This window comes from Burkholderia lata, from assembly GCF_902499335.1.
In the GTDB taxonomy this organism is placed as follows: domain Bacteria; phylum Pseudomonadota; class Gammaproteobacteria; order Burkholderiales; family Burkholderiaceae; genus Burkholderia; species Burkholderia lata_B.
This window is the reverse complement of sequence record NZ_CABVQK010000010.1, coordinates 26,354-49,464: the sequence shown is the minus strand read 5'-3', so window position 1 is coordinate 49,464 and position 23,111 is coordinate 26,354. Positions and strand designations below refer to the sequence as shown.

General features: G+C 67.6%; 22 protein-coding genes. 7 read left to right on the top strand and 15 right to left on the bottom strand.

The genetic code is table 11. The annotated features are described in order from the left end of the window. Positions 1 to 24 precede the first annotated feature (24 nt). The 15 genes from BCO18175_RS24550 to mpl all read right to left on the bottom strand — a co-directional run bounded on the left by BCO18175_RS24550 (position 25) and on the right by mpl (position 16,688). Positions 25 to 840, bottom strand: a complete 816-nt coding sequence (locus BCO18175_RS24550) for an SDR family NAD(P)-dependent oxidoreductase (RefSeq protein WP_174984968.1) — start codon at positions 838 to 840, stop codon at positions 25 to 27. Positions 841 to 869: 29 nt separating this feature from the next. After that, positions 870 to 1,886 (bottom strand): L-arabinose ABC transporter permease AraH, encoded by a 1,017-nt coding sequence (araH, locus tag BCO18175_RS24545; protein ID WP_174984965.1) that lies wholly within the window; start codon positions 1,884 to 1,886, stop codon positions 870 to 872. Between the two features lie 70 nt (positions 1,887 to 1,956). Next, the gene (araG, locus tag BCO18175_RS24540) at positions 1,957 to 3,468 is read right to left on the bottom strand and encodes an L-arabinose ABC transporter ATP-binding protein AraG (protein ID WP_174984962.1); all 1,512 of its coding nucleotides are present in this window, start codon (positions 3,466 to 3,468) and stop codon (positions 1,957 to 1,959) included. A 67-nt stretch (positions 3,469 to 3,535) separates the two neighbouring features. After that, positions 3,536 to 4,531: an arabinose ABC transporter substrate-binding protein gene (locus tag BCO18175_RS24535; RefSeq protein ID WP_174984959.1), complete on the bottom strand. Its 996-nt coding sequence runs from the start codon at positions 4,529 to 4,531 to the stop codon at positions 3,536 to 3,538. A gap of 102 nt (positions 4,532 to 4,633) precedes the next feature. Then, a complete protein-coding gene (locus tag BCO18175_RS24530; protein ID WP_174985321.1) occupies positions 4,634 to 5,413 on the bottom strand; it encodes an SDR family oxidoreductase in 780 nt (259 codons plus the stop codon). Further along, positions 5,413 to 6,090, bottom strand: a complete 678-nt coding sequence (locus tag BCO18175_RS24525) for a 2-dehydro-3-deoxy-6-phosphogalactonate aldolase (protein WP_174984956.1) — start codon at positions 6,088 to 6,090, stop codon at positions 5,413 to 5,415. Before BCO18175_RS24525 ends, BCO18175_RS24530 begins: the two co-directional genes overlap by 1 nt. A 22-nt stretch (positions 6,091 to 6,112) precedes the next feature. After that, positions 6,113 to 7,138, bottom strand: a complete 1,026-nt coding sequence (locus BCO18175_RS24520; protein WP_174916835.1) for a 2-dehydro-3-deoxygalactonokinase — start codon at positions 7,136 to 7,138, stop codon at positions 6,113 to 6,115. Continuing rightward, the gene (locus BCO18175_RS24515) at positions 7,135 to 8,034 is read right to left on the bottom strand and encodes an IclR family transcriptional regulator (protein WP_011350890.1); all 900 of its coding nucleotides are present in this window, start codon (positions 8,032 to 8,034) and stop codon (positions 7,135 to 7,137) included. Before BCO18175_RS24515 ends, BCO18175_RS24520 begins: the two co-directional genes overlap by 4 nt. 349 nt (positions 8,035 to 8,383) lie before the next feature. Next, positions 8,384 to 8,782 carry an EF-hand domain-containing protein gene (locus BCO18175_RS24510; RefSeq protein ID WP_174972108.1) on the bottom strand — a complete coding sequence of 133 codons (399 nt, stop codon included), beginning with the start codon at positions 8,780 to 8,782 and terminating at the stop codon, positions 8,384 to 8,386. 82 nt (positions 8,783 to 8,864) lie between these two features. Further along, complete coding sequence (locus BCO18175_RS24505) at positions 8,865 to 10,475, bottom strand: S10 family peptidase (protein ID WP_174984953.1); 1,611 nt, start codon at positions 10,473 to 10,475, stop codon at positions 8,865 to 8,867. A gap of 439 nt (positions 10,476 to 10,914) precedes the next feature. Then, entirely contained in the window at positions 10,915 to 11,652 is a 738-nt protein-coding gene (mtgA, locus tag BCO18175_RS24500; protein WP_174984950.1) for a monofunctional biosynthetic peptidoglycan transglycosylase, read from the bottom strand. 14 nt (positions 11,653 to 11,666) lie between these two features. Continuing rightward, positions 11,667 to 12,533, bottom strand: a complete 867-nt coding sequence (gene aroE, locus BCO18175_RS24495; protein ID WP_174984947.1) for a shikimate dehydrogenase — start codon at positions 12,531 to 12,533, stop codon at positions 11,667 to 11,669. Beyond that, positions 12,530 to 14,617, bottom strand: coding sequence for a ribonuclease catalytic domain-containing protein (locus BCO18175_RS24490; protein WP_174984944.1), 2,088 nt, complete (start codon positions 14,615 to 14,617; stop codon positions 12,530 to 12,532). Before BCO18175_RS24490 ends, aroE begins: the two co-directional genes overlap by 4 nt. 80 nt (positions 14,618 to 14,697) lie before the next feature. Next, positions 14,698 to 15,267 (bottom strand): YqiA/YcfP family alpha/beta fold hydrolase, encoded by a 570-nt coding sequence (locus tag BCO18175_RS24485; protein ID WP_043191364.1) that lies wholly within the window; start codon positions 15,265 to 15,267, stop codon positions 14,698 to 14,700. Continuing rightward, a complete protein-coding gene (mpl, locus tag BCO18175_RS24480; RefSeq protein ID WP_254608169.1) occupies positions 15,264 to 16,688 on the bottom strand; it encodes a UDP-N-acetylmuramate:L-alanyl-gamma-D-glutamyl-meso-diaminopimelate ligase in 1,425 nt (474 codons plus the stop codon). Before mpl ends, BCO18175_RS24485 begins: the two co-directional genes overlap by 4 nt. Before the next feature lie 207 nt (positions 16,689 to 16,895). On the opposite strand from mpl, the gene BCO18175_RS24475 reads away from it, so the two are divergent. The 7 genes from BCO18175_RS24475 (at position 16,896) to BCO18175_RS24445 (ending at position 23,044) form a co-directional block, all read left to right on the top strand. After that, positions 16,896 to 17,540 carry a hypothetical protein gene (locus BCO18175_RS24475; RefSeq protein ID WP_043191369.1) on the top strand — a complete coding sequence of 215 codons (645 nt, stop codon included), beginning with the start codon at positions 16,896 to 16,898 and terminating at the stop codon, positions 17,538 to 17,540. A 7-nt stretch (positions 17,541 to 17,547) separates the two neighbouring features. Continuing rightward, positions 17,548 to 18,099 carry a TlpA family protein disulfide reductase gene (locus BCO18175_RS24470; protein WP_174972115.1) on the top strand — a complete coding sequence of 184 codons (552 nt, stop codon included), beginning with the start codon at positions 17,548 to 17,550 and terminating at the stop codon, positions 18,097 to 18,099. Positions 18,100 to 18,293: 194 nt separating this feature from the next. Further along, entirely contained in the window at positions 18,294 to 18,746 is a 453-nt protein-coding gene (aroQ, locus tag BCO18175_RS24465; protein WP_011350880.1) for a type II 3-dehydroquinate dehydratase, read from the top strand. A gap of 66 nt (positions 18,747 to 18,812) precedes the next feature. Further along, positions 18,813 to 19,286 carry an acetyl-CoA carboxylase biotin carboxyl carrier protein gene (gene accB / locus BCO18175_RS24460; protein WP_174916827.1) on the top strand — a complete coding sequence of 158 codons (474 nt, stop codon included), beginning with the start codon at positions 18,813 to 18,815 and terminating at the stop codon, positions 19,284 to 19,286. An 84-nt stretch (positions 19,287 to 19,370) separates the two neighbouring features. Continuing rightward, positions 19,371 to 20,738, top strand: coding sequence for an acetyl-CoA carboxylase biotin carboxylase subunit (gene accC / locus BCO18175_RS24455; protein WP_122944425.1), 1,368 nt, complete (start codon positions 19,371 to 19,373; stop codon positions 20,736 to 20,738). A gap of 2 nt (positions 20,739 to 20,740) precedes the next feature. Next, positions 20,741 to 21,643 (top strand): 50S ribosomal protein L11 methyltransferase, encoded by a 903-nt coding sequence (gene prmA, locus BCO18175_RS24450; RefSeq protein WP_174984938.1) that lies wholly within the window; start codon positions 20,741 to 20,743, stop codon positions 21,641 to 21,643. Between the two features lie 45 nt (positions 21,644 to 21,688). Then, positions 21,689 to 23,044: a zinc-ribbon and DUF3426 domain-containing protein gene (locus tag BCO18175_RS24445; protein ID WP_174984935.1), complete on the top strand. Its 1,356-nt coding sequence runs from the start codon at positions 21,689 to 21,691 to the stop codon at positions 23,042 to 23,044. Positions 23,045 to 23,111 lie beyond the last annotated feature (67 nt).

Below are 23,111 nucleotides of genomic sequence, written 5' to 3'. Positions count from 1 at the left end.
ATACGATGCGGGTCGTGCGAACGGTCAGGCCCAGCCGCCGTCGACGATCACGTCCTGCGCGGTGATCATCCGGCTGTCGTCGGCCGCGAGGAACAGCGCCATTCGCGCGAGATCGGCAGGCAGCAGCTCGGCATCGAGGCACTGGCCTGCCTTGATCGCCGCGCGGCCCGCGTCGTCGAGCCACAGCCGCCGCTGCTTGTCGGTCATCACCCAGCCCGGCACCAGCGAGTTCACGCGGATGCCGAACGGGCCGAGGTCGCGCGCGAGACCGCGCGTCAGCCCCTGCACGGCCGCCTTCGCCATCACGTAGACGGGATAGCCGCCGTTCTTCAGCATCCAGCTGATCGAGCCGAGGTTGATGATCGCGCCGCCGCCCTGCTGCTTCATGTCGTCGATCACCGCCTGCGCGGCGAAGAACTGGTGACGCAGGTTCACCGCGATGCCCGCGTCGAACGATTCGGGCGTCACGTCGCCGATCGCGTGGCGCGCGTCGTTCGCCGCATTGTTCACGAGCACCGCGATCGCGCCGATGCGCGCGCGGATCGCGTCGATCGCATGGCGCAGCGCGCCGATGTCGGTCAGGTCGCACTGAAGGAACAGCGGCGCATGACGCACGTTCGGCGCGTGCGCGAGGCTTTCCGCCAGCGCGGTACCGGCCGCCGCGTCGAGGTCGACGAACGCGACGCGCGCGCCCTGTTCGGCGAAGTGCTCGACGAGCGCCGCGCCGATGCCGGTCGCGCCGCCCGAGATCAGCACGGCGCGATCCTCGAGGCTCGGATACCGTGCATAGCGCGCGTGGCTCGCGGTGTGCGCGTCGTGCGCGGAAGTGTCGATGGTCATGCGGTTCGTCTCCGTGAGAGCAGATCGGGTCAGTCGCGGACGCCGCGGTTCTTCAGCTGGTCGAGCAGCACGGCCGCGAGCAGGATCGCGCCGCGCACAAGGTACTGGTAGAACGCGTCGATGTTCAGCAGGTTCATCACGTTCTCGACGGTGCCCATGATCAGCACGCCGATCACGACGCCCGAGATCGTCGCGCGGCCGCCCATCAGCGACACGCCGCCGAGCACGCACGCGGAGATCACGTTCAGCTCGAAACCCTGCGCGGCGTTCGGCTGGCCCGACGTGATGCGCGACGCGAGGATCACGCCCGCGAGCGCCGTCACCGCGCCCTGGATCAGGAAGATGTACACGCGCGTGCGTTCGACGTTGATCCCCGCGAGCCGCGAGGCTTCCGGGTTGCCGCCGATCGCGAGCGTGTTGCGGCCATATACCGTCTGGTTCAGCAGCACGCCGAACGCGATGAAGCACAGCAACGTGACCCAGATCGGCAGCGACACGCCGAACAGCGACAGCCCGCCGAGCGCGATGAAGGTATCCGACGACACGCCGACCGCCTGCCCTTTCGACACGATGAAGCCGAGCCCGCGCACGATCTCCATCGTCGCGAGCGTCGTGATCAGCGCGTTGATGCGCAGGTACGCGATCACCGCGCCGTTCACGAAGCCGATCGCGGCACCGGCCGCAACCGCCGCGACGATCGCGACGAACGTGTTGTCGGTCGCGTTCAGCACCATCGCGCACAGCACGCCGGAGAACGCGACGGTCGAGCCGATCGACAGGTCGAAGTCGCGCGACGCGAGACAGAACATCATCGTGCACGCGACCATGCCGATCTGCGAAATCGACAGCGCGAGGCCGAGCATGTTGTCGATCGAGAAGAAGTGATCGACGGTGAGCGACATCGTGATGAACATCACCGCGAAGATCGCGATCAGGCTGTATTCGGTCAGATGCTGCCACCATTTCTGGCGGTCGCTCTGCTGCGGCACCAGCGCGTCGGCCGACGGCTTCACGGCGGCGCTGCGAAGGTTTTCGTTGACTTGCATGATTGTGTCTCCTGCTCCTGCATCGCGCGGCTCGCGCCGCGCGTGTCCGATTCGATTGTCGTGTTCCGCGTCAGGCCGCCTCGACGGCGCTCGTCTGCGGCAGTGCGAGGCTCAGCACCGCGTGCTCGTTCGCCTGTTCGCGCGGCAGCTCGCCCGCGATCCGGCCTTCGCGCATCACGACGATGCGATCGGATACGCCGAGCACTTCCGGCAGCTCCGACGACACCATCACGATCGCGCAGCCGCGTTCCGCGAGCCGGTAGATCACGTCGTAGATCTCGTGCTTCGCGCCGACGTCGATCCCGCGCGTCGGTTCGTCGAGGATCACGACCTTCAGGTCGGGCTCCGCGAGCCAGCGCGACAGGATCGCCTTCTGCTGGTTGCCGCCCGACAGGAAGCGGATCTTCTGCCGCCGGTTCGGCGTCTTGATCTTGAGCCGCTGGATGAAGCGGTCGGCCGTTTCGCTTTCGGCCTTGCGGTTGATGAAGAGCCCCGCACGCAGCGAATGGCGGCGGCAGCTGATGTTGATGTTCTCCGCGACCGATGCGATCGCGATGATCCCTTCTTCCTTGCGATCCTCGGGACACAGCACGATGCCGTGACGGATCGCGTCGCCGGTGCGCTTCACGTCGATGCGCGCGCCGTCGAGCGTCAGCACGCCCGCGCGCCGGTGATCCGCGCCGTACACGAGCCGCATCAGTTCGCTGCGGCCCGCGCCGACGAGCCCGAAGAAACCGACGATCTCGCCCGCGCGCACCGAGAAGCTCGCGGGTTCGCGCAACGCCGGGCCGTCGATGCCTTCGGCGGCGAACCGCACGTCGCCGAGCGCGCGCGGCGCGTAATGGTAGATGTCCGAAATCTCGCGCCCGACCATCTCGGCGACGAGCCGCTCGCGCGGCACGTCGGCCAGCGATTCGTGCGACGCGATCCTGCGCCCGTCGCGGAAGATCGTGCACGCATCGCAGAGCCGGTAGATCTCGTCCATCCGGTGCGAGATGTAGATCAGCGCGCGGCCCTGCGCACGCAGGTCGTCGACGAGCTTGAACAGGACCTCGGTCTCGCGATGAGACAGCGAGCTGGTCGGCTCGTCGAGCGCGATCACGCGCGCATTGCGCATCAGCGCCTTGCAGATCTCGACCATCTGCCGCTGCGCGATCGACAGCCGCCCGAGCTTCGCGTCCGGATCGAGATCGACACCCATCGCCGCGAGCCGCTCGCGCACGTAGCGCTTCGCCTCGCGCTTCCTCACCCAGCCGAACGCATTCGGCAGGCGGCCGAGCAGCAGGTTTTCCGCGACCGTCAGGTCGGGAACGTACTGCAGCTCCTGGTGAATCACCGCGATGCCGGCCGCGATCGACGCGGCCGCACTCGCGAACTGCACGGGCTGGCCGTCGACCCGCACGCTGCCCGCATCAGGCTGGTATTCGCCGCCGAGAATCTTCAGCAGCGTCGACTTGCCCGCGCCGTTCTCGCCCATCAGGCCATGCACCTCGCCCGCATGCACGTCGAACGAAATGCCGTCGAGCGCGCGCACGCCAGGAAAGACCTTGCCGATATTGTCAAAACGCAGTGCCGCTGACACGTCGTCTCCCCACTTCCGGATCGATCGACCGCCGGCCGCCGCATCTCCGCGGCAGCCGGCGGGCCGCTTACTTCGACGCGAGCCCCATCTCGTCGCGCACCTTCGACACGTTGTCGCGCGTCGCGAGCATGCCGGTCGTCAGCGTCAGCGCCGGCGGTGCCTTGCCCTGCGTGATCCACGTGTACATCAGGTCCGAGGTTTCCTCGCCGTGGCGCTTCGGGCTGATGATCACGGTGCCGTAGAAGCCCGTCGGCTGCGGCTTCTTGAACTCGTTCAGCGCCGACTCGGAACCGCCGATACCGATGCCGATCATGTTGTCCGCCTTGAAGCCGCGCCCTTCGGCCGCGCGCACCGCGCCGAGCACGGCCTCGTCGTTCAGGCCGTACGCAACCCAGTGCTTGAACTGCGGGTTCTTCGTGAGCGCGATGTTCGCCGCGTTGAATGCGTTTTCCGTGTCGGTCTTCGCCTGCGGCGCCGCGATCACGTTCGCCTTCGGGAAGCCGGCGGCCACCAGCGCGTCGGTCGCGCCGCTCGTGCGGTCGTGCGCGGTCGGCAGCTGCTCGTAGGTGATGTCGATCGCGCCGACGTCCTTCATGTCCCAGCCGCGCTTCTTGATCTCGGCGGCGATGCCGTCGCCGACCTGCTTGCCGATGTTGTACGCGGAGATCCCCATGTGCGGGACCGCCTCGATCGGCTTGCCGGCGCCGTCGACGAGGCGGTCGTCGACCGTCATCATCTTCAGGTTGTGCGACTTCGCCTTCGAGACGATGCCCGGCCCGAGCTTCACGTCCGGCGTGCAGATGATGAAGCCCTGCGCCTTCTGCGCGGACAGGTTGTCGATCGCGCTCATCACCTTTTCACCGGACGGCGCGCCGATCTTCACGAGCGTGAAGCCTTTTTGCTTCGCCGCCATCTCGGCGAACTTCCACTCGTCCTGGAACCACGGCTCTTCCGGCTGCTTCACCAGGAAGCCGATCTTGACCGGATCGGCCGCGTGCACGACCGGGCTCCCGATCACCACCGCTGCCGCGGCGGCCAGCGTTACGAACGTTCTGCGTTTCATCTCCAGTGTCTCCTTGTCTTCATCGAACAGGATGCAGCCGCTTGTTGGTTTCGACGCAGCGTGCGCGCGGCCGTCGCACGTGCGGTCTTTCGAATCGTTGCGTCAGTCGTGATACAGCGCCGCGCGCCCGCCATCGACGGTGATGCACGCGGCATTGATGAACGGCGCCTCGTCGGACGCGAGGAACACCGCCGTCATCGCGACCTCCTCGGGCCGGCCGATCCGCTTCATCGGCTGCAGCGCGAGCGTCTGCGCGCGCGCGGCGGCCGGATCGGGCTGCGCGTCCCACCAGTCGCGCGTGAGCTGCGTCTCGATGTAGCCGGGCGCGATCGCGTTCACGCGCACGTTGCGCGCCGCGTATTCGATGCCGAGCGCACGCGTGAGGCCCAGCACGCCATGCTTCGCGACCGGGTACGGAAAGCAGCCCGGGATGATCCTGAACGCGTGCGTCGACGCGATGTTCACGATGCTGCCGCGGCCGCGTTCGACCATCCCCTCCAGCGCCACGCGGCAGCCGTGCCACACGCCGTCGAGGTCGACCGCGAAGCAGCGGCGCCAGTCGTCGTCGGTCATCGTCAGCGGATCGGCGAACACGTTGATGCCCGCGTTGTTCACGAGCACGTCGAGCGGGCCGAATGCCGCCTCGGTCTGCGCAAGTGCATCGCGCACCGCATCCTGCCGCGCGACGTCCGCCTTCAGCGGCAGCACGCGCGCGCCGGTGATCTCTTGCGCAATCTCGGCCGCCGTGCGCTGCGCCTGCGGGAAGTCGAGATCGACGAGCGCGACGGCCGCCCCCTCGCGAACGAACGCGCGGGCGATCGCGGCGCCGATGCCCCGGCCCGCGCCCGTCACCATCGCGACCTTGTCCGCGAGGCGGCCCATCATGCGGCTCCGCCGCGCGCCGTGCGCAAGCCGGCCTGGAACGCGCGCGCGTTCGCCGCGGTCGCGTCGGCCGGCTGGCCGGGGCGGTACAGCGCCGAGCCGAGCCCGAAACCGTTCGCGCCGGCGTCGAGGAACGGCTCCATGTTGTCGGGCGAGATGCCGCCGACCGGAATCAGCGGCACCGCTTGGTCGATCACCGCGCGCCACGCCTTCACGACATGCACGCCGAGCTGCTCGGCCGGAAACATCTTCAGCACGTCGGCGCCGTTCGCGAGCGCCGCGAACGCTTCCGTCGGCGTCGCCACGCCCGGCGCGCTCGCGAGGCCGCGCTCGCGTGCGCGGCGGATCACGGCCGCGTCGCTGTGCGGCATCACGATCAGCGCGCCGCCCGCGTCCTGCACGCGGTCGACATACTCGGCGCGCAGCACGGTACCCGCGCCGACGATCGCATCGTCGGGCAACGCACGCCGCAGCGCCGCGATGCTGTCGAACGGGTCCGGCGAGTTGAGCGGCACCTCGACGATCCGGAAACCGGCTTCATAGAGCGCACGGCCGTGGTCGGCCGCTTCGGCGGGCGTGATCCCGCGCATGATCGCAATCAGCGGGCACGCGTCGAATGCACGCATCAGCGCGGCATGGGGCGCGTACGGCGCGGGCAAGGTCAGGTCGGACGGCATCGAAGGTTCCTCTGCAAACAGTTCATTGGTCGGCGCAGACGGGCTCGCCATCCGCGCGCACGAGCCCGGCGCGCGACGCGATCCGCCACAGGCCGCGGTCGGTCGCATGCGCGACGACGCGAGCGTGCGGGTGGCCGAATTCCTGGAGCGCATCGGCGTAGCGCGCGCACAGGCTGTCGTCGCCGATCAGCAGCAGCGGCTGGTCCGCTAGTGCGATGCCGCGCTCCGCGAGCATCGCGTCGAGCGCATTGAGCTCATGGCCGATCAGCAGCCCGGACAGGTAGTCGCCCTGCGCATCGGGTGCGAGCCGGTCGGTCAGGCCCAGCGTGCGCGTGCTGAAGATCGTCGCGAGCAGCCCCGTGCGCTGCGCGCCGCGCGCGACCGAGACGCCGCGCACGAACGCCGCGCGATCGGGCGACGCGCCGGCACGCATCGTGCGGCCGAGGATCGTATGGTCGCGCAGCACCGCGAACAGCTCGCCCGTCATGAAGGTCTGGAAGCGCTCGATCAGCCCGTCCCTCACCCACGCCCATTTCGCATGCGTGCCCGGCAATCCGATCAGTACCCCTGAACGATCGGTGCCAAGCATGGGATCGCTCGCGAGTGCACCGAATATCTGCGTTTCTTCACCGCGCATCACGTCGGGCAGTTCGCCCGTGGCGATGACGCCCGGCACGATCGAGATCGTCGTGCCGCGCGACGTCGTCACCGTGATGAGGCCCGCGACGAGCGCATCGGCGCCGGCCGGCACCGCGACGTACGGCGCCTCGCGCCAGCCCTGTGCGCTGCCGACCATCCCGGCGGCGAGCACCGGCAGGCCCGGCGTGCGGTCGAGCCAGTCGCCGCACGCTTCCTCGAACACCGCGTCGAACGCGCGCGCGCCGCCGCCCGGCACATGCATCACGCCCGCCGCGCGGCTGCGCGTGTCGATGAGCGCGCCGTGCGCGTCGTACAGATAAGCACGCAGCGACGTCGTGCCCCAGTCGAGCGCGATCAGCGACGGGGTGGCGGTGCTGGTGTCCGGAACGGGCCGGGTCGAAGTCGTCATCGTTTGATCCTGCGGGTACCCTGCGGCGGGCTCCAGCCCAGTTCCGCGGAAATGGCTCGCGCTTCGCGCTGCACGAGCGGAATCAGTTCGTCCATCCGGTCGTGCGGCATGTACGGAATCGTGCTCGCGACCGACACGGCCGCGACGATCGCGCCCGATGCATCGCGGATTGGCGCAGCCACGCAACGGATCGACGCCTCGTTCTCCTCGAGATCGAACGTATAGCCGCCGGCCGCGTAATGCGCCATGCGCTGCAGGAACGCACTCGTCTCGGGCCGGTTGTCCGGCTTGAAATTGACGCCGGCAAGCGCACGACGGGCGGCCTCGAACAGCGAGCGCCAGGTGTCGGGATCGGTGTCGAGCATCATCGCCTTGCCGATGCCGGTCGACGCGAGCGGCATCCGGTGGCCGACGCGCGAGCGCATCTCGAGGCCGCGCGTGCCGGGAATCTTGTCGATGTACAGCACGTCGTCGCCGTCGCGCACGCCGAGATGGATCGTGTCGAGCGTCGCTTCCGCGAGCGCCTCGAGGTGCGGGCGCGCCACCGCGGTGAGCGGCATCTGCTCGAGCGCGATCGTGCCGAGCTCGATCAGCTTCGGGCCGAGCAGGTAGCCGCCCTGCACCTGGCGCAGGTAGCGCGCCTGCACGAGGCTGCTGACGAGGCGGTGCGTGGTGCTGCGCGTCGTGCCGAGCGCCGCGCCGATCGCGCGCATGTCGCGCGCGCCGTTCGCGATCGCCTCGAGGATCGCAAGACCGCGCAGCAGCGTCTGCGTGCCGGCCTGCTGCGCAGCGAGATCGAGCGGTGTGCTGGTCGCGCCGATGCTGTCGGTCAGCGACGCATCGTCCGGCGTCGCGCGCCGGGCGTCGAGGGCAAGTGTGTCGGGCATCTTGGTCATGGGGCGGGCTTCTTCAACGGAACCGGTGAAGCCGTTCGCGCGAGGCCGGAACTGCGTCCGGCGTCGCGACGAGGCGGCGGTCGATGCACCGAATAAAGCGCCCGGCGAACTTCATGGAAGGTGTCTCCGTGTGCGTCGGGCGCCGCGCGATGCGTGGGTCCGAAGCTATCGATGTGCTTCGGATTGTAGGAGCGCACGCACTCGTCTCCAATATTTGAATGCGTTGCCCAGATAATGAGAATTCGGCACGAATCCGCCGCGTACGCGACGTAACGGCGGCGCCATGTGCACGGGGGCGGAACCCGCTGTGCCGCAGGTTCCGCCCCCGTTTGTTCACCGCGCGCCGCGCTTACTGCTGGCTCGTGCTGCGTGCCTGCATGTAGCGCTGGACGTCCGCGAACGACACGCGGCCGTTGCCGCCCGAGTCGATCTGCCGGAAGTGGTTCGCGACGTAGCCGAGGCCGGCCGCGCGGGCCTGCGATTCGGTGATCGAACCCGTGTTCTGCGAGTCGGCCGCGCTGAACTGCTGCGCGAGCTTGCGCACCACCTGCGCATGCAGCGCGGCGCCCGTCGTCTGCGTGCCGGCGGTCGGCTTGCGCGCGGCCGGCGGCACGTACGGATCGCCGAGCTGCGCCTGGCGCGCACGCACCGGTGCGGCGGCGTCGCTCGCCTGCGCGAACGCGGATACGGATGCTGCGGCGCCGACACATGCGAGCGCCGCGGCAACGACGATGAAACGATTCTTCATATCAGGCTCCAGTCTGGAATGAGGTCGTCGACGGCAGGCGCGGCGCCACCGCGGGCGCGCGTCGCCTGCCTTGCGCATCGCATCAGTGCGCGGCCGCGTTGTAGAAGGTCACGAGGTCGGCTTTCTCCTGCGGACGCGACGTATCGTCGAGATAGACCATGTGTCCGCCCTGATAGTCCTTGATCGTCAGGTTCGGTTGCGTCCCGAGCCGCGCGAGGTCGAGCTCGGTCTGGTAGAACGGCGTCGCGATGTCGTGATACCCGTTCAGCGACAGCACCTTCAGTTGCGGATTCAGCGACAGCGCCGCGGCGAGATCGGGGATCGTGTCGGGCATCGCGAGGCCGTCGTGCGTCCAGTCCCACGTGTTGATCGCATTGCTGCTCAACGAGTACGCCGACTGCGCGGTGTACTTCAGCTCGTTCGGCAGGTACTTGCCGATCGTGTCGGTGAACGGCTGCGTGATGTACGTGCTCGACGGGTCGCCACCGGATGCCAGCGGGCTCGACACCGGCACGTTCACGCGGGCGTCGTAGCGGCCGATCAGCGTGCCCGGGATCAGCGACAGCTGGAAGCTGTTGTCGAAGAAGGTCGGGATCACGTTGAAGTTCGCGTTCCACAGCGACTGCTTCACGCCGGTCGAATTCACCATCGTCGTGACGAGGGTCGGCGGCGGCGGCGTATGGCTCGCCAGGTACGCGTTCACGGCAGGCGCGTAGCTGCCGGCCGTCAGCAGGCGCATCTGGTCCGCATACTGCGGCAGGCTCGACGGGTTCGGGTTGTCGAGCTGGTAGTACGCGCCGACGGTGCCATAGGACGGCACGAAGCCCGCGCAACTCACCGGGCTCGACCCGTTGTTCGAGTTGCCGATGTAGTCGCTCGCCATGTCGCAGTTCACGTTGTAGTTCAGGATCGACGACTGCAGCACGATGCCGGCGAGCTTCACGCCGGCCGTCTCGAGCAGGTTCGCGAGCACGTCGGTGCGCGGCGTGCCGTACGATTCGCCGAACAGGTATTTCGGCGAATCGTTGCGCTGGTTCACGGCGATGTAGCGCGTCACGAAATCGCGGAACGCGGCGCCGTCCTGGTCGACGCCCCAGAACGTCTGGTTCGTGTTCGGCGCGACCGCTTCGGAGAAGCCGGTGCCGATCGCATCGACGAACACGAGGTCGGTCGTGTCGAGCAGGCTTTCCTGGTTGTCGACGAACGGGAACGTCGACGTGTTCGCGTTCGGGTCGCCCGTCTGGATCCGCCGCGGGCCGAACGAGCCGAGGTGCAGCCACACCGATGCCGAGCCGGGGCCGCCGTTGTACAGGAACGTGACGGGCCGCTTCGCCGCGGGCTGGTTGTCGGCCGTATAGGCGACATAGAAGAACGATGCCTCGGGCGCGCCGGTCTGCGGATTGCGCGCGACGAGGTGGCCGGCGGTAGCCGTGTAGCGGATCGTCTTGCCGTTGATGGTGATCTGGTGATGCGTGACGGCGGCCTTTTCAACCGCGGCGGAGGCGTCGAGCGACGCGTTCGCGCTCGACGAATAACTGTTCGGATCGTTGTACGCCCTGTCCACCTGACTGGCGGGATCGGCTGAATTGTCGGCGCTGGCAGCAGCGGACGATGTCACGTCGTCGTTGCAGGCCGTCAGAATCAGCGAAGAAAACACCACTCCCAACAACAGCTTCGCTTTGCTCGCTGGCATCGTTGCTTTCCTTCTCTCGGATGTTTTTGTGTCGAGCAGCCGGATAAGCCGCCCCCCGCCTCGATTGCGGCCGATAAGCCGAGGCGCTGGCCAATATACGCGAGCCCGTCAGCTTTGAAAAATTTTGAAATATTTGGCCGGCAGCCGGTGCGGCGCACACCTTTCAGGAATAATTCGATTCGCGAAACGTTGCATTTCACGTGCCTTTCATCGACTTTCGCGTTTACTTCGGGAAACTAAAAATCCCTGAATTTCGCGCCATATCGGCTAACAAAATCGCACGACGTCCAATATTGCTCAGCAAAGCGAAATAGACGAATTCGTCTAATGGATGTGGCCCGAAATGCGCGCGACATGAATGCGCTGCAGCGCACAAACGGCTCGAGAGCGGCGCATGAGTGTCGAAACGGTCAATGCGACGGCGCGAGCGCGCCGCCGTTCACTCCGATTGCGGCAGCTCGGCCGCACCCATCCGGCGGGCAATGACGGCCGCGCGCTGCGCCTGGTAGGCCGAGCCGCGGTGCGCGTCGAACCAGCGCGGCTTCGGCAGCATCACCGCGAGGCGCGCCGACTGCCACGCGCCGAGCCGGCTCGCGGGAATCCGGTAGTAATAGCGTGCGGCCGCCTCGGCGCCGTACACGCCGCGTCCCCACTCGACGGAGTTCAGGTAGATCTCGAAGATCCGCTCCTTGTCGAGCACCGTTTCGAGCATCCACGTGATGATGAGCTCCTGCCCCTTGCGGATGTAGCTCTTCTCGCGCGACAGGAACAGGTTGCGCGCGAGCTGCTGCGTGATCGTCGAGCCGCCCGCGACGATCTTGCCGCGTGCCTTGTTCTTCTCCCACGCCTGCAGGATCGCGTCGACGTCGTAGCCGTTGTTGGTTGCGAAGGTCGAATCTTCCGACGCGATCAGCGCGCGCTTCAGGTTGCGCGAGATCTGGTCGTACGGCACCCACTGGTGCTGGATCTGCGCGGGCGGCTTGTCGCGCGACAGCCACCACGCGTCGGTTCGCATGAACGCGGTCGAGCCCGGGTTCACGAACGACCACAGCGCGATCTGCGCGAGATAGAACAGTTGCGTCGCGAGCCACGCGAGCGCGAACACCGAGCCCGCATAGACGATCCAGCGGGTCGGGCTCACCGTCCGCGTGTGCTGCGTGCCGCTCACCGCCGCCACGTGCCGCGCTCCGATCAGTTCGCCGCGAGCGCCTGGCGCAGCGCGGCCAGCACCGGTGCGCCGTCCGGCCGCACACCGCGCCAGATGAAGAACGATTCGGCCGCCTGCTCGACGAGCATCCCGAGTCCGTCGGCCGTGCGCGCGCCGAGCGACGCCGCATGCTGCATGAACACCGTCGGCTGCGCGCCGTACATCATGTCGTACGCGAGCGTGCCCGCGCCGAATGCAGCCGCGTCGCACTCCGGCAGCGCGGCATCGAGGCTGCCGGCCGTCGCGTTGATCACCACGTCGTATGGCTCCGCGCGCACGACATCGGGGCCGCCGCCCGCGAGCGTGCAGCCCGCATCGTGCGCAGCCTGCATAAACTGGCCGACGAGCGCTTCCGCCTTGCTCGCGGTACGGTTCACGATCGTGATCGACAGCGGCGCGCGGTCGAGCAGCGGCAGCACGACGCCACGCGCCGCGCCACCCGCGCCGAGCAGCAGGATGCGTGCGCCCGCCAGCGACACGCCGAGATTCGCTTCGATGTCGCGCACGAGGCCGACACCGTCGGTGTTGTCGCCGTGGATGCGACCATCGGCGTCGATGCGCAGCGTATTCACCGCACCCGCCGCCGCCGCGCGCGGCGACAGCGTGTCGGCGAGCGCATGCGCGTCGAGCTTGAACGGCACCGTCACGTTCGCGCCGCGACCGCCTTCGGCGACGAACGCGCGCACGGCGGCGTCAAACCCGTCGACCGGCGCGAGCCGGTGCGTGTATTCGACCGGCTCGCCGGTCTGCGCGGCGAACTGCGCGTGGATGAACGGCGACTTGCTGTGCGCCACCGGATTGCCGAACACTACATAGCGGTCGGCGCCGCTCGTCGACGCAGCCGCGGTCATGATGCGCGCCCCTCTTCACTCGTGTCGCCGCTCGCGGCTTCGCCGCCTTCACCGGCCGCCGCGCCGTCCGCTTCCGCCAGCGCTTCGGCTTCGGTTTCGGCCGACGCGTCTTCGGCGTCGATCAGCGTGTCGTCACCGCCTTCGGCGTCATCCTCTTCCTCTGCCGCGTCGCCGCTCGTCACGGTCGGCGCATCGAGCACGTTCAGCAACCGCACCGACGCCTCGATCGTCAGCTCGTCGAGCGACATCACGTCGAGCAGCACGCGCGTGCCGCGCGCATGCACGCCGAGGCCCGGCACGTGCAGCAGCAGCGGAATTTCCTCGAGGCGCACGAGGTCGCCCTTCACGACGCTCGCGACGACGTGCTTCTTCTGCTCCTGCGCAAGCCAGCGCAGGCACCAGAAATACTCCATCCGGCGCTGGTAGTCGGCGTAGGCCGTATAGGTGTCGTCGAAGCCCTGCACGACCGCGTACAGGTCGGCGTCCTTCGGCTTGAACGGTGCGGCGAGCTTCGCGGTGACGCCATGCTGCACGCACGCGAGCAGTTGCCACTGGTTCACGAGGTCGACGTAGCGGCGCAGCGGCGACGTGCTCCACGCGTACTGCGCCACGCCGAGGCCTTCGTGCGGCGCGGCCGTCGTCTGCATCCGCGTGCGCTTCGGGCCCGGCGCGCCGAAGCCGCGCTGCGAGCGGTAGATGCCCGGTACCGTGTGGTCGTGCAGGAATGCACCCCAGGTCGAGTTCGCGAGGATCGCGAGCTCCGACACGATCAGGTCGAGCGGCGAACCGCGGCGGCGCGGCGTGATCGACACGTGCTCGCCGTCGACGTAGAAGTTGTAATCGGTGTTGCGCTGCACCTCGCGCTTCAGGCCGTAGCCCGCGCGCGCGACCTGGCGCTTCTCGAACAGCGCCTGCGCGAGCGGCCACAGCACGGCGATGTCTTCCTTGTGCGGATAGTCGCCGGTGCCAGCCGCGAGCGTCTCTTCGTTGACGAGCTCGTCGAGGTGGTTGTGCCGCAGGTTGTTCTTCACGAACACGAGCTCGGCGCGCGTCTCGTTCGCGACGATCTCCTGCGTTTCGCGGTTGACGATGATGTACAGCGACAGCGCCGGGCGGTAATCGCCTTCCTTCAGCGTGAACACGTCGACGACGTCGTCCGGCAGCATCGTGATCTTGTCGCCCGGCATGTAGACGGTCGACAGGCGCGTGCGCGCGATCGCATCGACCTCGTCGCCGCGCACGATGCCGAGCGCCGGCGCCGCGATGTGCACGCCGATCCGCACGCGGCCGTCGGCCAGGTGCTCGACCGAGAACGCGTCGTCGATTTCGGTCGTCGTGATGTCGTCGATCGAGAACGCCTGGACGTCCGCGCGCGGCAGGTCGTCCGGCAGTGCGCAGACCGAGACGGCCGGAAAGCCCGTGCCGTGCGGGAAGAACTCCGCGAGGAAGCGCGCCTCGTGCAGCGCACGCGGCGACGCGATGCCGCCGCAGTCGAGCATCAGCCGCGCCGGTGACACGCCACGCGCACCGGCCGCCGCTTCCATCGCCTTGTATTCGATCGCGTTCTTGTCCGGCCGCGTCAGCAGCCCGAGCACCTTGCCCGCGAACGCGTCCGGCAGCTTGCCTGCCTTCAGCTCCTCTTCATACTGCACCTGGACGAGCGCCTGCTGGCGCTTGCGCTCGAGCGACGCGAGCGCCATCTTGAGCTGCTCTTCCGGCGCGCGCTGGTACTGGCCGCGCCCCTTGCGGCGGAAGTAGACGGGCGAGCCGTGCAGCCGCAACACCAGCGCCGCACGCTCGACCGGGCCGTACGTCGCGCCGAAGTATTCCGCGGCCAGCGCCGTATACGCGAACTCGTCGGCCGGCGCGCATTCCCACAGGAAGTCCAGGTCGATCTGCTGCGCGGCCGTGTCGGCCTCCTGCATCAGTTCGCCTGCGGCCGGCTTGTCGAATTCGATCAGCACGTCTTTCGCGCGCACCTTCGCACGCCGCCCGCCGGGCAACTCGACCTGAAATGCGTCACCCTGGCGCGACAGCACGCTGCCCGCCTTGAAACTGCCCGATTCCTCGAAGAAAACGTTCACTCAGTACTCTCGTTCAGACTGCCGGGCGCCGCGTCGGCGGCGCCGCATGATGATGGGAATTCGATCGGCCCATGGCCGGTTTAAGACGTCTTTCCGTCGCAAAAGGCGAGAACGTCGTCGACATAGTCGGCAAACTCGCTGATCCCGTGATCGCTGCCTTCGATCACGCGTGTTTTCGCGCCCGGGTAATGCGCAAGCATCTCGCGGTAATCGAGCACTTCGTCGCCGGTCGCCGCGAACAGATAGTAGCGTTCGGCACGCGTGATCGCCGGCACGCGCAGCGCATCGAGTTCATGCAGGTGACGACGCTCGACGACGATCGTGCCGCCGCCGTGGTACAGCGGCTGTTCGCCCAGATGCTGCTCGAGATCGCGCTGCGGCACGATGGCCGGATTCAGCAGCACGGCCTTCCAGCCGTGCTTTTCGGCCAGCCACGTGGCGTAATAGCCGCCGAGCGAGCTGCCGACGACGGTCACGTCGCGCGCGCCGGCCACCTCGGCTTCCGCGACCGCGATCGCTTCGAGCGGCGACACCGACAGCGACGGGCACCGCCACTCGTCGGTGCGCCCGAGCTCGGCCATGCGCGCGGCGAGCTGACGCGACTTCTGCGATTCCGGTGACGACCGGAAACCGTGCAGATACAGGATCACGTGCGGCTCCCGAGCGCATCGAGCAGCTTCTGGTGCACGCCGCCGAAGCCGCCGTTGCTCATCACGAGCACGTGGTCGCCCGGGCGGGCCGCTGCGACGACGGACTTCACCAGCAGGTGCAGATCGTCGAATGCGTGCGCCTTCTCGCCCAGCGGTGCCAGCGCCTCGGCCAGATTCCAGCCGAGCGCGTCGCGCCCGGTGGGCGCGCCGTAACCGAACACGAGATCGGCGTCGGCCAGGCTCGCCGGCAATTGCGACTTCATCACACCCAGCTTCATCGTGTTCGAACGCGGCTCGAGCACCGCGAGGATGCGGGCATTCTGGCGGCCGATGCGTGCACGAAGGCCGGCGATCGTGGTGTCGATCGCGGTCGGATGGTGCGCGAAGTCGTCGTAGACGGTCACGCCGTCCACACTGCCGCGCACTTCCATGCGGCGCTTCACGTTACGGAACGACGCGAGGGATTCGGCTGCCTGCGCGGGCGGCACGCCGACGTGGCGCGCGGCGGCGATCGCCGCGAGCGCGTTCATCCGGTTGTGATCGCCCTGCACCTGCCACGCGACTTCGCCGACCCGTTCCGCATGCGAATACACCGCGAAGCGCTCGTCGACCGGCACGCCGTCCTCGGCCGGCAGCGCCTGCCAGCCGCCATCGACGCCGAAGCGCTCGACCTCGCTCCAGCAGCCGCGCGCCAGCACGCGATCGAGCGCGTCCGAGCGGCCGTTCGTGACGATCCGGCCGACACCGGGCACGGTGCGCACGAGATGGTGGAATTGCGTCTCGATCGCGGCGAGATCCGGGAAGATGTCGGCGTGATCGAATTCGAGATTGTTCAGCACGGCGGTGCGCGGCCGGTAGTGGACGAACTTCGAGCGCTTGTCGAAGAACGCCGTATCGTATTCGTCGGCCTCGATCACGAAGAAGCTCGAATCGGTGAGCCGCGCCGACACGCCGAAGTTCAGCGGCACGCCACCGATCAGGAAGCCCGGGTTCAGGCCCGAGTCTTCCAGCAGCCACGCGAGCATCGACGACGTGGTCGTCTTGCCGTGCGTGCCCGCGACCGCGAGCACCCACTTGCCGGCCAGCACGTGCTCGCCGAGCCATTGCGGGCCCGACACGTACGGCAGGCCGCGATCCAGGATCGCCTCCATCAGCGGATTGCCGCGCGTGACGACGTTGCCGATCACGAACAGGTCCGGTTTCAGGTCGATCTGCTCGGCGCCGTAGCCCTCGATCAGCGTGATGCCCTGCGCCTCGAGCTGCGTGCTCATCGGCGGATAGACGCCCGCGTCGCAACCCGTCACCGTGTGGCCCGCCTCGCGCGCGAGTACGGCGAGACCGCCCATGAAGGTGCCGCAGATGCCAAGAATGTGGATGTGCATAGATGAATGCTTTCGCGCCGCCGGGCGCCGTCGATTCAGAAAGGATGTGTGTGCGGCGCGGCGGACGGGCCGTGCGGCCGGCGCCCGGCCAACGGCTTTTGCCGCGACACAAAGGACACTATTGTAACTGACGGCCTGCCGTGCCCGGCGGCCCGAACGCTGCGCGCGAACGGCGCCGGCACGCCGGGCGGCAGGCGGCCGCACCCGCGCTCGGGCCCTGCGGCGATCGAGTATGATTGCCGGATCATGTCTCGCAAAACCCTTCTCGACCCGCGGCGCGTCCGCGAGGAAATCGCCCAGTCCGCCGCGCGCCTGATCGCGGAGGACGGCCTGGACTATGCCGGCGCGAAACGCAAGGCCGCGCGCCAGTTGCTGGGCGATACGCGCGTTGCCGGCGAATGGCTGCCGGATAACGACCAGATCGAGGAAGAACTGCGCGAGTACCTCGCCCTGTTCCAGAGCGACACGCAGCCGGATGAACTGCGCCGCCTGCGTGAAGTCGCGCTCGACTGGATGCGCCGGCTCGCCGAGTTCCATCCCTATGTGACGGGCGCCGTGCTGAACGGCACCGCGAACGCGCATTCGGATATCCATTTGCAGGCATTCACCGACAACCCGAAGGACGTCGCGATCTACCTGCTGAACCAGAACGTCCAGTACGACGTATCCGAGACGCGGCACTTCGCGGGCCGCGCCGACGTCGAGACCCTCAGTTTCCTGTGGCGCCCGCGGCGCGACGTGGATGCAATCGGCATCCACCTCGCGCTCTATGCGAGCGACGACCTGCGCGGCGCGGTCAAGGCCGACGCGCGCGGCCGGGTCGCCCGTGCGGATGCCGCCGCGCTGCGTGCGCTCGTCGAAGCAGGCAAGGCCCCTTCCGAACCGGAATGATTCAACGATGATGATGAAACGCATGTTGGCGCTCGCGGTCGTCGCGGCCGCCGCCGTTGCCGGCGGGCTCGCCGCCGGCCATTGGTTCCGCGGCACCGCCGATGACGGCGTCGCCGTCGCCGCACCCGCCGCACACGGCAGCCCGGTCGAACAGTTGTGGGCGGCGTCGCTGACGGGCACCGACGGCAAGCCGGCCACGCTGTCCGCCTTCAAGGGCCAGAAGGTCGTCATCAATTTCTGGGCGTCATGGTGCGGCCCGTGCGTCGAGGAGATGCCGGAGCTGGTCGCGCTGTCGCACCAGTACAAACAGAAAGGCATCCGTTTCGTCGGGATCGGCGTCGATTCCGAACAGAACGTGAAGAACTTTCTGCAGAAGGTGAAGGTCGACTACCCGGTCTTCGTCAGCGGATATGCGGGCGCCGATCTGGCCCGTAATTTCGGAAATACCGCCGGCGCGTTGCCGTTTACGGTCGTCATCGACGCAACCGGCAAGATTCGCGAGACAAAATTGGGACAAATCCAACCGGCCGAGCTGAAAAAGACGCTCGACGCGCTGTAACCTGCCCAAACGGCGGCCCGCACGTTGGCGGCGATTTGCCCGTCGATCGCCGCAATTTCGCGTGAATTCGCCGATACTTTGCATGCGTGCCGGTAATTCTTGCAGGCCCCGCGCGCTCAGCCGTTCGGCAAAACTAGACAAATTTCTCTAAATAGCGCTAAAGTTCGCGCAATTCCGCAGAAATAGAAGCGACCATGACACGATTGCTGGTGTTGCACGGCCCCAACCTGAACCTTCTCGGCACCCGGGAACCGGAGGTGTACGGCCGCGTCACGCTTGCACAGATCGATCAGGCGCTTGCCGCGCGCGCCCGGGAAGCCGGCGCCGAACTGTCGTCGTTCCAGAGCAACCATGAAGGTGCGCTGGTCGACCGCATCCAGGCCGCGCGGGAGGAACAGACCGATTTCATCCTGATCAATCCGGCCGCGTATACGCACACGAGCGTCGCGATCCGGGACGCGATCGCCGGCGTTGGCATCCCGTTCGTCGAGGTTCATCTGTCGAACGTGCATCGCCGTGAAGCGTTCAGGCACCACTCCTACTTTTCCGACCAGGCCGAAGGCGTGATCTGCGGGCTCGGCTGGAAAGGTTATCTGTACGCGCTCGAGTACGCGCTGGACAAGCTGCAAGGCACGTCGCGCGGCTGATTTCGCGATCTAGATTCAGCGCCGGCCCCTCACCGGCGCTTTCACGTATTGAAAGGGGAATTCCCGATGGATCTTCGTAAGCTGAAAACTCTGATCGACCTCGTTTCCGAATCCGGCATCTCCGAGCTGGAAGTGACGGAAGGCGAAGGCAAGGTGCGCATCGTCAAGAACGCGCCGCCGGTCTACGTGCAGCCGACGGCTGGGTATGTCCCGCAAGTCAGCGCGCCCGTTCCGTCGGCTGCGCTGCCGACCGACGGCGCTGCCGCGCCGGCCGCAGGCGGCGCAGCCGCACCGGCTGTCCCGCAGGGCCACGTCGTGACGTCGCCGATGGTCGGCACGTTCTATCGCGCGCCGTCACCGGGCGCGGACCCGTTCGTCCAGGTGGGCGACACGGTCAAGGAAGGCCAGACGATCTGCATCATCGAAGCGATGAAGCTGCTCAACGAGATCGAGTCGGACAAGGCCGGCGTGATCAAGGAAATCCTCGTCGAGAACGGCCAGGCCGTCGAATACGGCCAGCCGCTTTTCGTGATCGGCTAAGTCCGCCGCGCGGCCTGCGGGCCGCGCGCCGCCGATGCCCGCCAGGCGCCGTTCGCGCGCCCCTCGAAGAGACGAATACTCGCTATGTTTGAAAAAATCCTCATTGCCAATCGCGGTGAAATCGCGCTGCGCATCCAGCGTGCGTGCCGCGAGCTCGGCGTCAAGACGGTGGTCGTCTACTCGGAAGCCGACAAGGAAGCCAAGTACGTGCGCCTCGCGGACGAAGCCGTCTGTATCGGCCCGGCCCCGTCGAACCTGAGCTACCTGAACATGCCGGCGCTGATCAGCGCCGCGGAAGTCACCGACGCCGAGGCGATTCACCCCGGCTACGGCTTCCTGTCGGAGAACGCCGATTTCGCGGAACGCGTCGAGCAGTCGGGCTTCACGTTCATCGGCCCGCGCCCGGAAACGATCCGCATGATGGGTGACAAGGTCACCGCGAAGCAGACGATGATTAAGACCGGCGTGCCGTGCGTGCCGGGCTCGGAAGGCGCGTTGCCGGACGATCCGAAGGAGATCGTCAAGATTGCGCGCGCGATCGGCTATCCGGTCATCATCAAGGCGGCAGGCGGCGGTGGCGGGCGCGGGATGCGCGTCGTGCACACCGAGGCCGCGCTCGTCAACGCGGTCAACATGACCCGCGAGGAAGCCGGCCGTGCGTTCGGCAACCCGCAGGTGTACATGGAGAAGTTCCTCGAGAACCCGCGCCACATCGAAATCCAGGTGTTGTCCGACGCGTACAAGAACGCGATCTGGCTCGGCGAGCGCGATTGCTCGATGCAGCGCCGCCACCAGAAGGTGATCGAGGAAGCGCCGGCACCCGGCGTTCCGCGCCGCCTGATCGACCGCATCGGCGACCGCTGCGCGGACGCGTGCAAGAAGATGGGCTACCTCGGCGCGGGCACGTTCGAATTCCTGTACGAAAACGGCGAGTTCTACTTCATCGAGATGAACACGCGCGTGCAGGTCGAGCACCCGGTATCGGAGCTGATCACGGGCGTCGACATCGTGCAGGAACAGATCCGCATCGCGGCCGGCGAGAAGCTCACGCTGCGCCAGCGCGACATCCAGTTCCGTGGACATGCGATCGAATGCCGGATCAACGCCGAAGATCCGTTCAAGTTCACGCCGTCGCCGGGCCGGATCACGTCGTGGCATACGCCGGGCGGCCCCGGCGTGCGCGTCGATTCGCACGCCTACAATGGCTATTTCGTGCCGCCGAACTATGATTCGATGATCGGCAAGCTGATCACCTACGGCGCGACGCGCGAGCAGGCAATCAGCCGGATGCGCATCGCGCTGTCGGAAATGGTCGTCGAAGGCATCCAGACCAACATCCCGCTGCACCGCGAGCTGATGATCGATTCGAAGTTCGTCGAAGGCGGCACCAGCATCCATTACCTCGAAAACCGGCTCGCCCAGAAGCAGCAGGTCGCACCGGAAGAAGCGTAAGCATGAGCTATCGCGAACTCGTCGTCGAACTGGCCCGTGAGCATGCGGAGGCGCTGTCCGACGCGCTGCTCGAACTCGGCGCGCTGTCGGTGTCCGTGGAAGACGCCGACGCCGACACGCCCGACGAACAGCCGCTCTTCGGCGAGCCGGGCCTCGTGCCCGACCGCACCGCATGGCAGCACTCGCGCGTGGTCGCGCTGCTCGCGGCCGACGATGAGCCGGCCGTGCTGCTCGCGGCAGCCGCGAACGAAATCGGCGTCGCCGACACACCGGCGTTCACCGTCCGCGAAGTCGAGGAACAGGACTGGGTGCGGCTCACGCAATCGCAGTTCGAGCCGATCCCGATCGGCGAGCGGATCTGGGTCGTGCCGTCGTGGCACGATGCGCCCGATCCCGATGCGCTCATCCTCGAACTCGATCCGGGCCTCGCATTCGGCACCGGTAGCCACCCGACCACGCGCCTGTGCATGGAATGGCTCGAGCAGTCGGTGAAGCCCGGCCAGTCGGTGCTCGACTACGGCTGCGGCTCGGGCATTCTCGCGATCCTCGCGAAGAAATGCGGGGCGAACCCCGTCATCGGCATCGACATCGATCCGCAGGCGGTCGAATCGGCGCGGCAGAATAGCGAACGCAACCGTGCGGAAGTCACGTACGGCCTGCCCGATGCATGTCCGGACGGCGAATTCGACATCGTCGTCGCGAACATCCTGTCGAACCCGCTGAAGCTGATGGCGTCGATGCTCGCATCGAAGGTCAAGCCGGGCGGGCGCATCGCGCTGTCGGGCGTGCTTGCGCGCCAGGCGGACGAAGTCGCGGCCGTCTACGCACGCTACGTCGACATCTCGGTCTGGCGCGAACACGAAGGTTGGGTATGCCTTGCCGGAACCCGGCGCGAAAGCCATTAGAATAGCGCTGTCCTTCACTCTGGCCAGCAGGCCGCCCGGCTCGACATGCTTCTTGCGACGCGCTGCCCTCATTGCGAAACCGTCTTCCGGCTGCAGCAGGAACAGCTCTCGCTGCACCAAGGGCTCGTGCGCTGCGGGCATTGCCACGAAGTCTTCAACGCATCCGAGTCGCTCGTTCCCGAGCACGCGCCGCAGCCCGAGCCGGCCCTGACCGAACCGGCTGCCGCGCCGGACGACGGCGACGCGCACCATCCGGCCCCGCCTCGGCTGTTCGCCGCCGAAGCGCCGGCCGGATCACCTTCAGACACCGATTACAAGCCGGAAGGCTGGGACATGTGGGCGCCGTGGCTCGATGCCGGCGTCGACCCGTCGCTGCAGCACAACGTGCAGACCGTGCGCACCGAGCCGCTGATCCCGCTCGCACTTCCGTCCACCGAAGCCGGTGTCGTTCACCTGTCGGGTACGCCCGCACCGTTCGCGCCCTCCCCGGCCGAGCTGGACACCTCCACTGCCGTCGCGCACCCGGCCGAATCGCTGCAGACGCAGACGCAGACGCAACAGGACACCGAACCATCGGCCACGGCCGTCGAACGCGACCCGCGTGAGCCCCGCTTCGTCGCCCACCTTCCATCGGACGCAGATACTGCTCGCGATGCCGCCGAACCCGTCGGCACCGCACACTTCGCCGTGCCGGACGACGAACGCGCGCCGCGCGAACCGCGTTTTGCGTTCGCACCGGCGTCGGCCGTCACCGAAGCCGTATCCGAATCCGAATCCGAACCCGGCACCGGCACCGCTCGGCATGACGAGACGCCAGCCGCGACCACTAACGCGCCGGCCGCACCGTTTCCCGCTGCGCTGACCGACGACGATCGTCCGCACTTCGCCGTCACGCGCGAGACGCGCGCGCCGCAGCGGCGCGGCATGCTCGGCGGCTTTTTCGGCGGCCTCGTCGCTGCCGTACTGGCCGTGCTGCTCGTCACGCAACTTGCGTGGTGGCAACGCGAATCGCTGATGATCTACTGGCCCGTCACGCAGGGCTGGTTCCGGCAGGCCTGCGCGCCGCTCGGCTGCAAGGTCGCGCCGCCGCGCGCGATCGACGGCCTGCGGCTCGACGCCACCGACCTGCGCCAGCTCGACGGCCCGCGCGAGCTCGAGCTGAAGGTGCCGCTGACGAACCGCTACCGCGTCGCACTCGCCTACCCGTCGCTCGAGCTGACGCTGCTCGACGACACGAATCACGTCACCGTGCGTCGCGTACTCGCGCCGCGCGACTACGTGCGCCCGGGCACGCCGATCGACGCCGGGCTGCCGCCCGGCACGACGCAGACGATGGTCGTCCGCCTCGAAACGAACGGCACGCCCGCCTCGAATTTCCGCGTCCAGATTTTCTATCCGTGACGCGCCGCGGCGCGCACATGCGCGCCCGTCTCAACCCGCGCGCCCGAGCGGCGCGCAATTTCGGAGC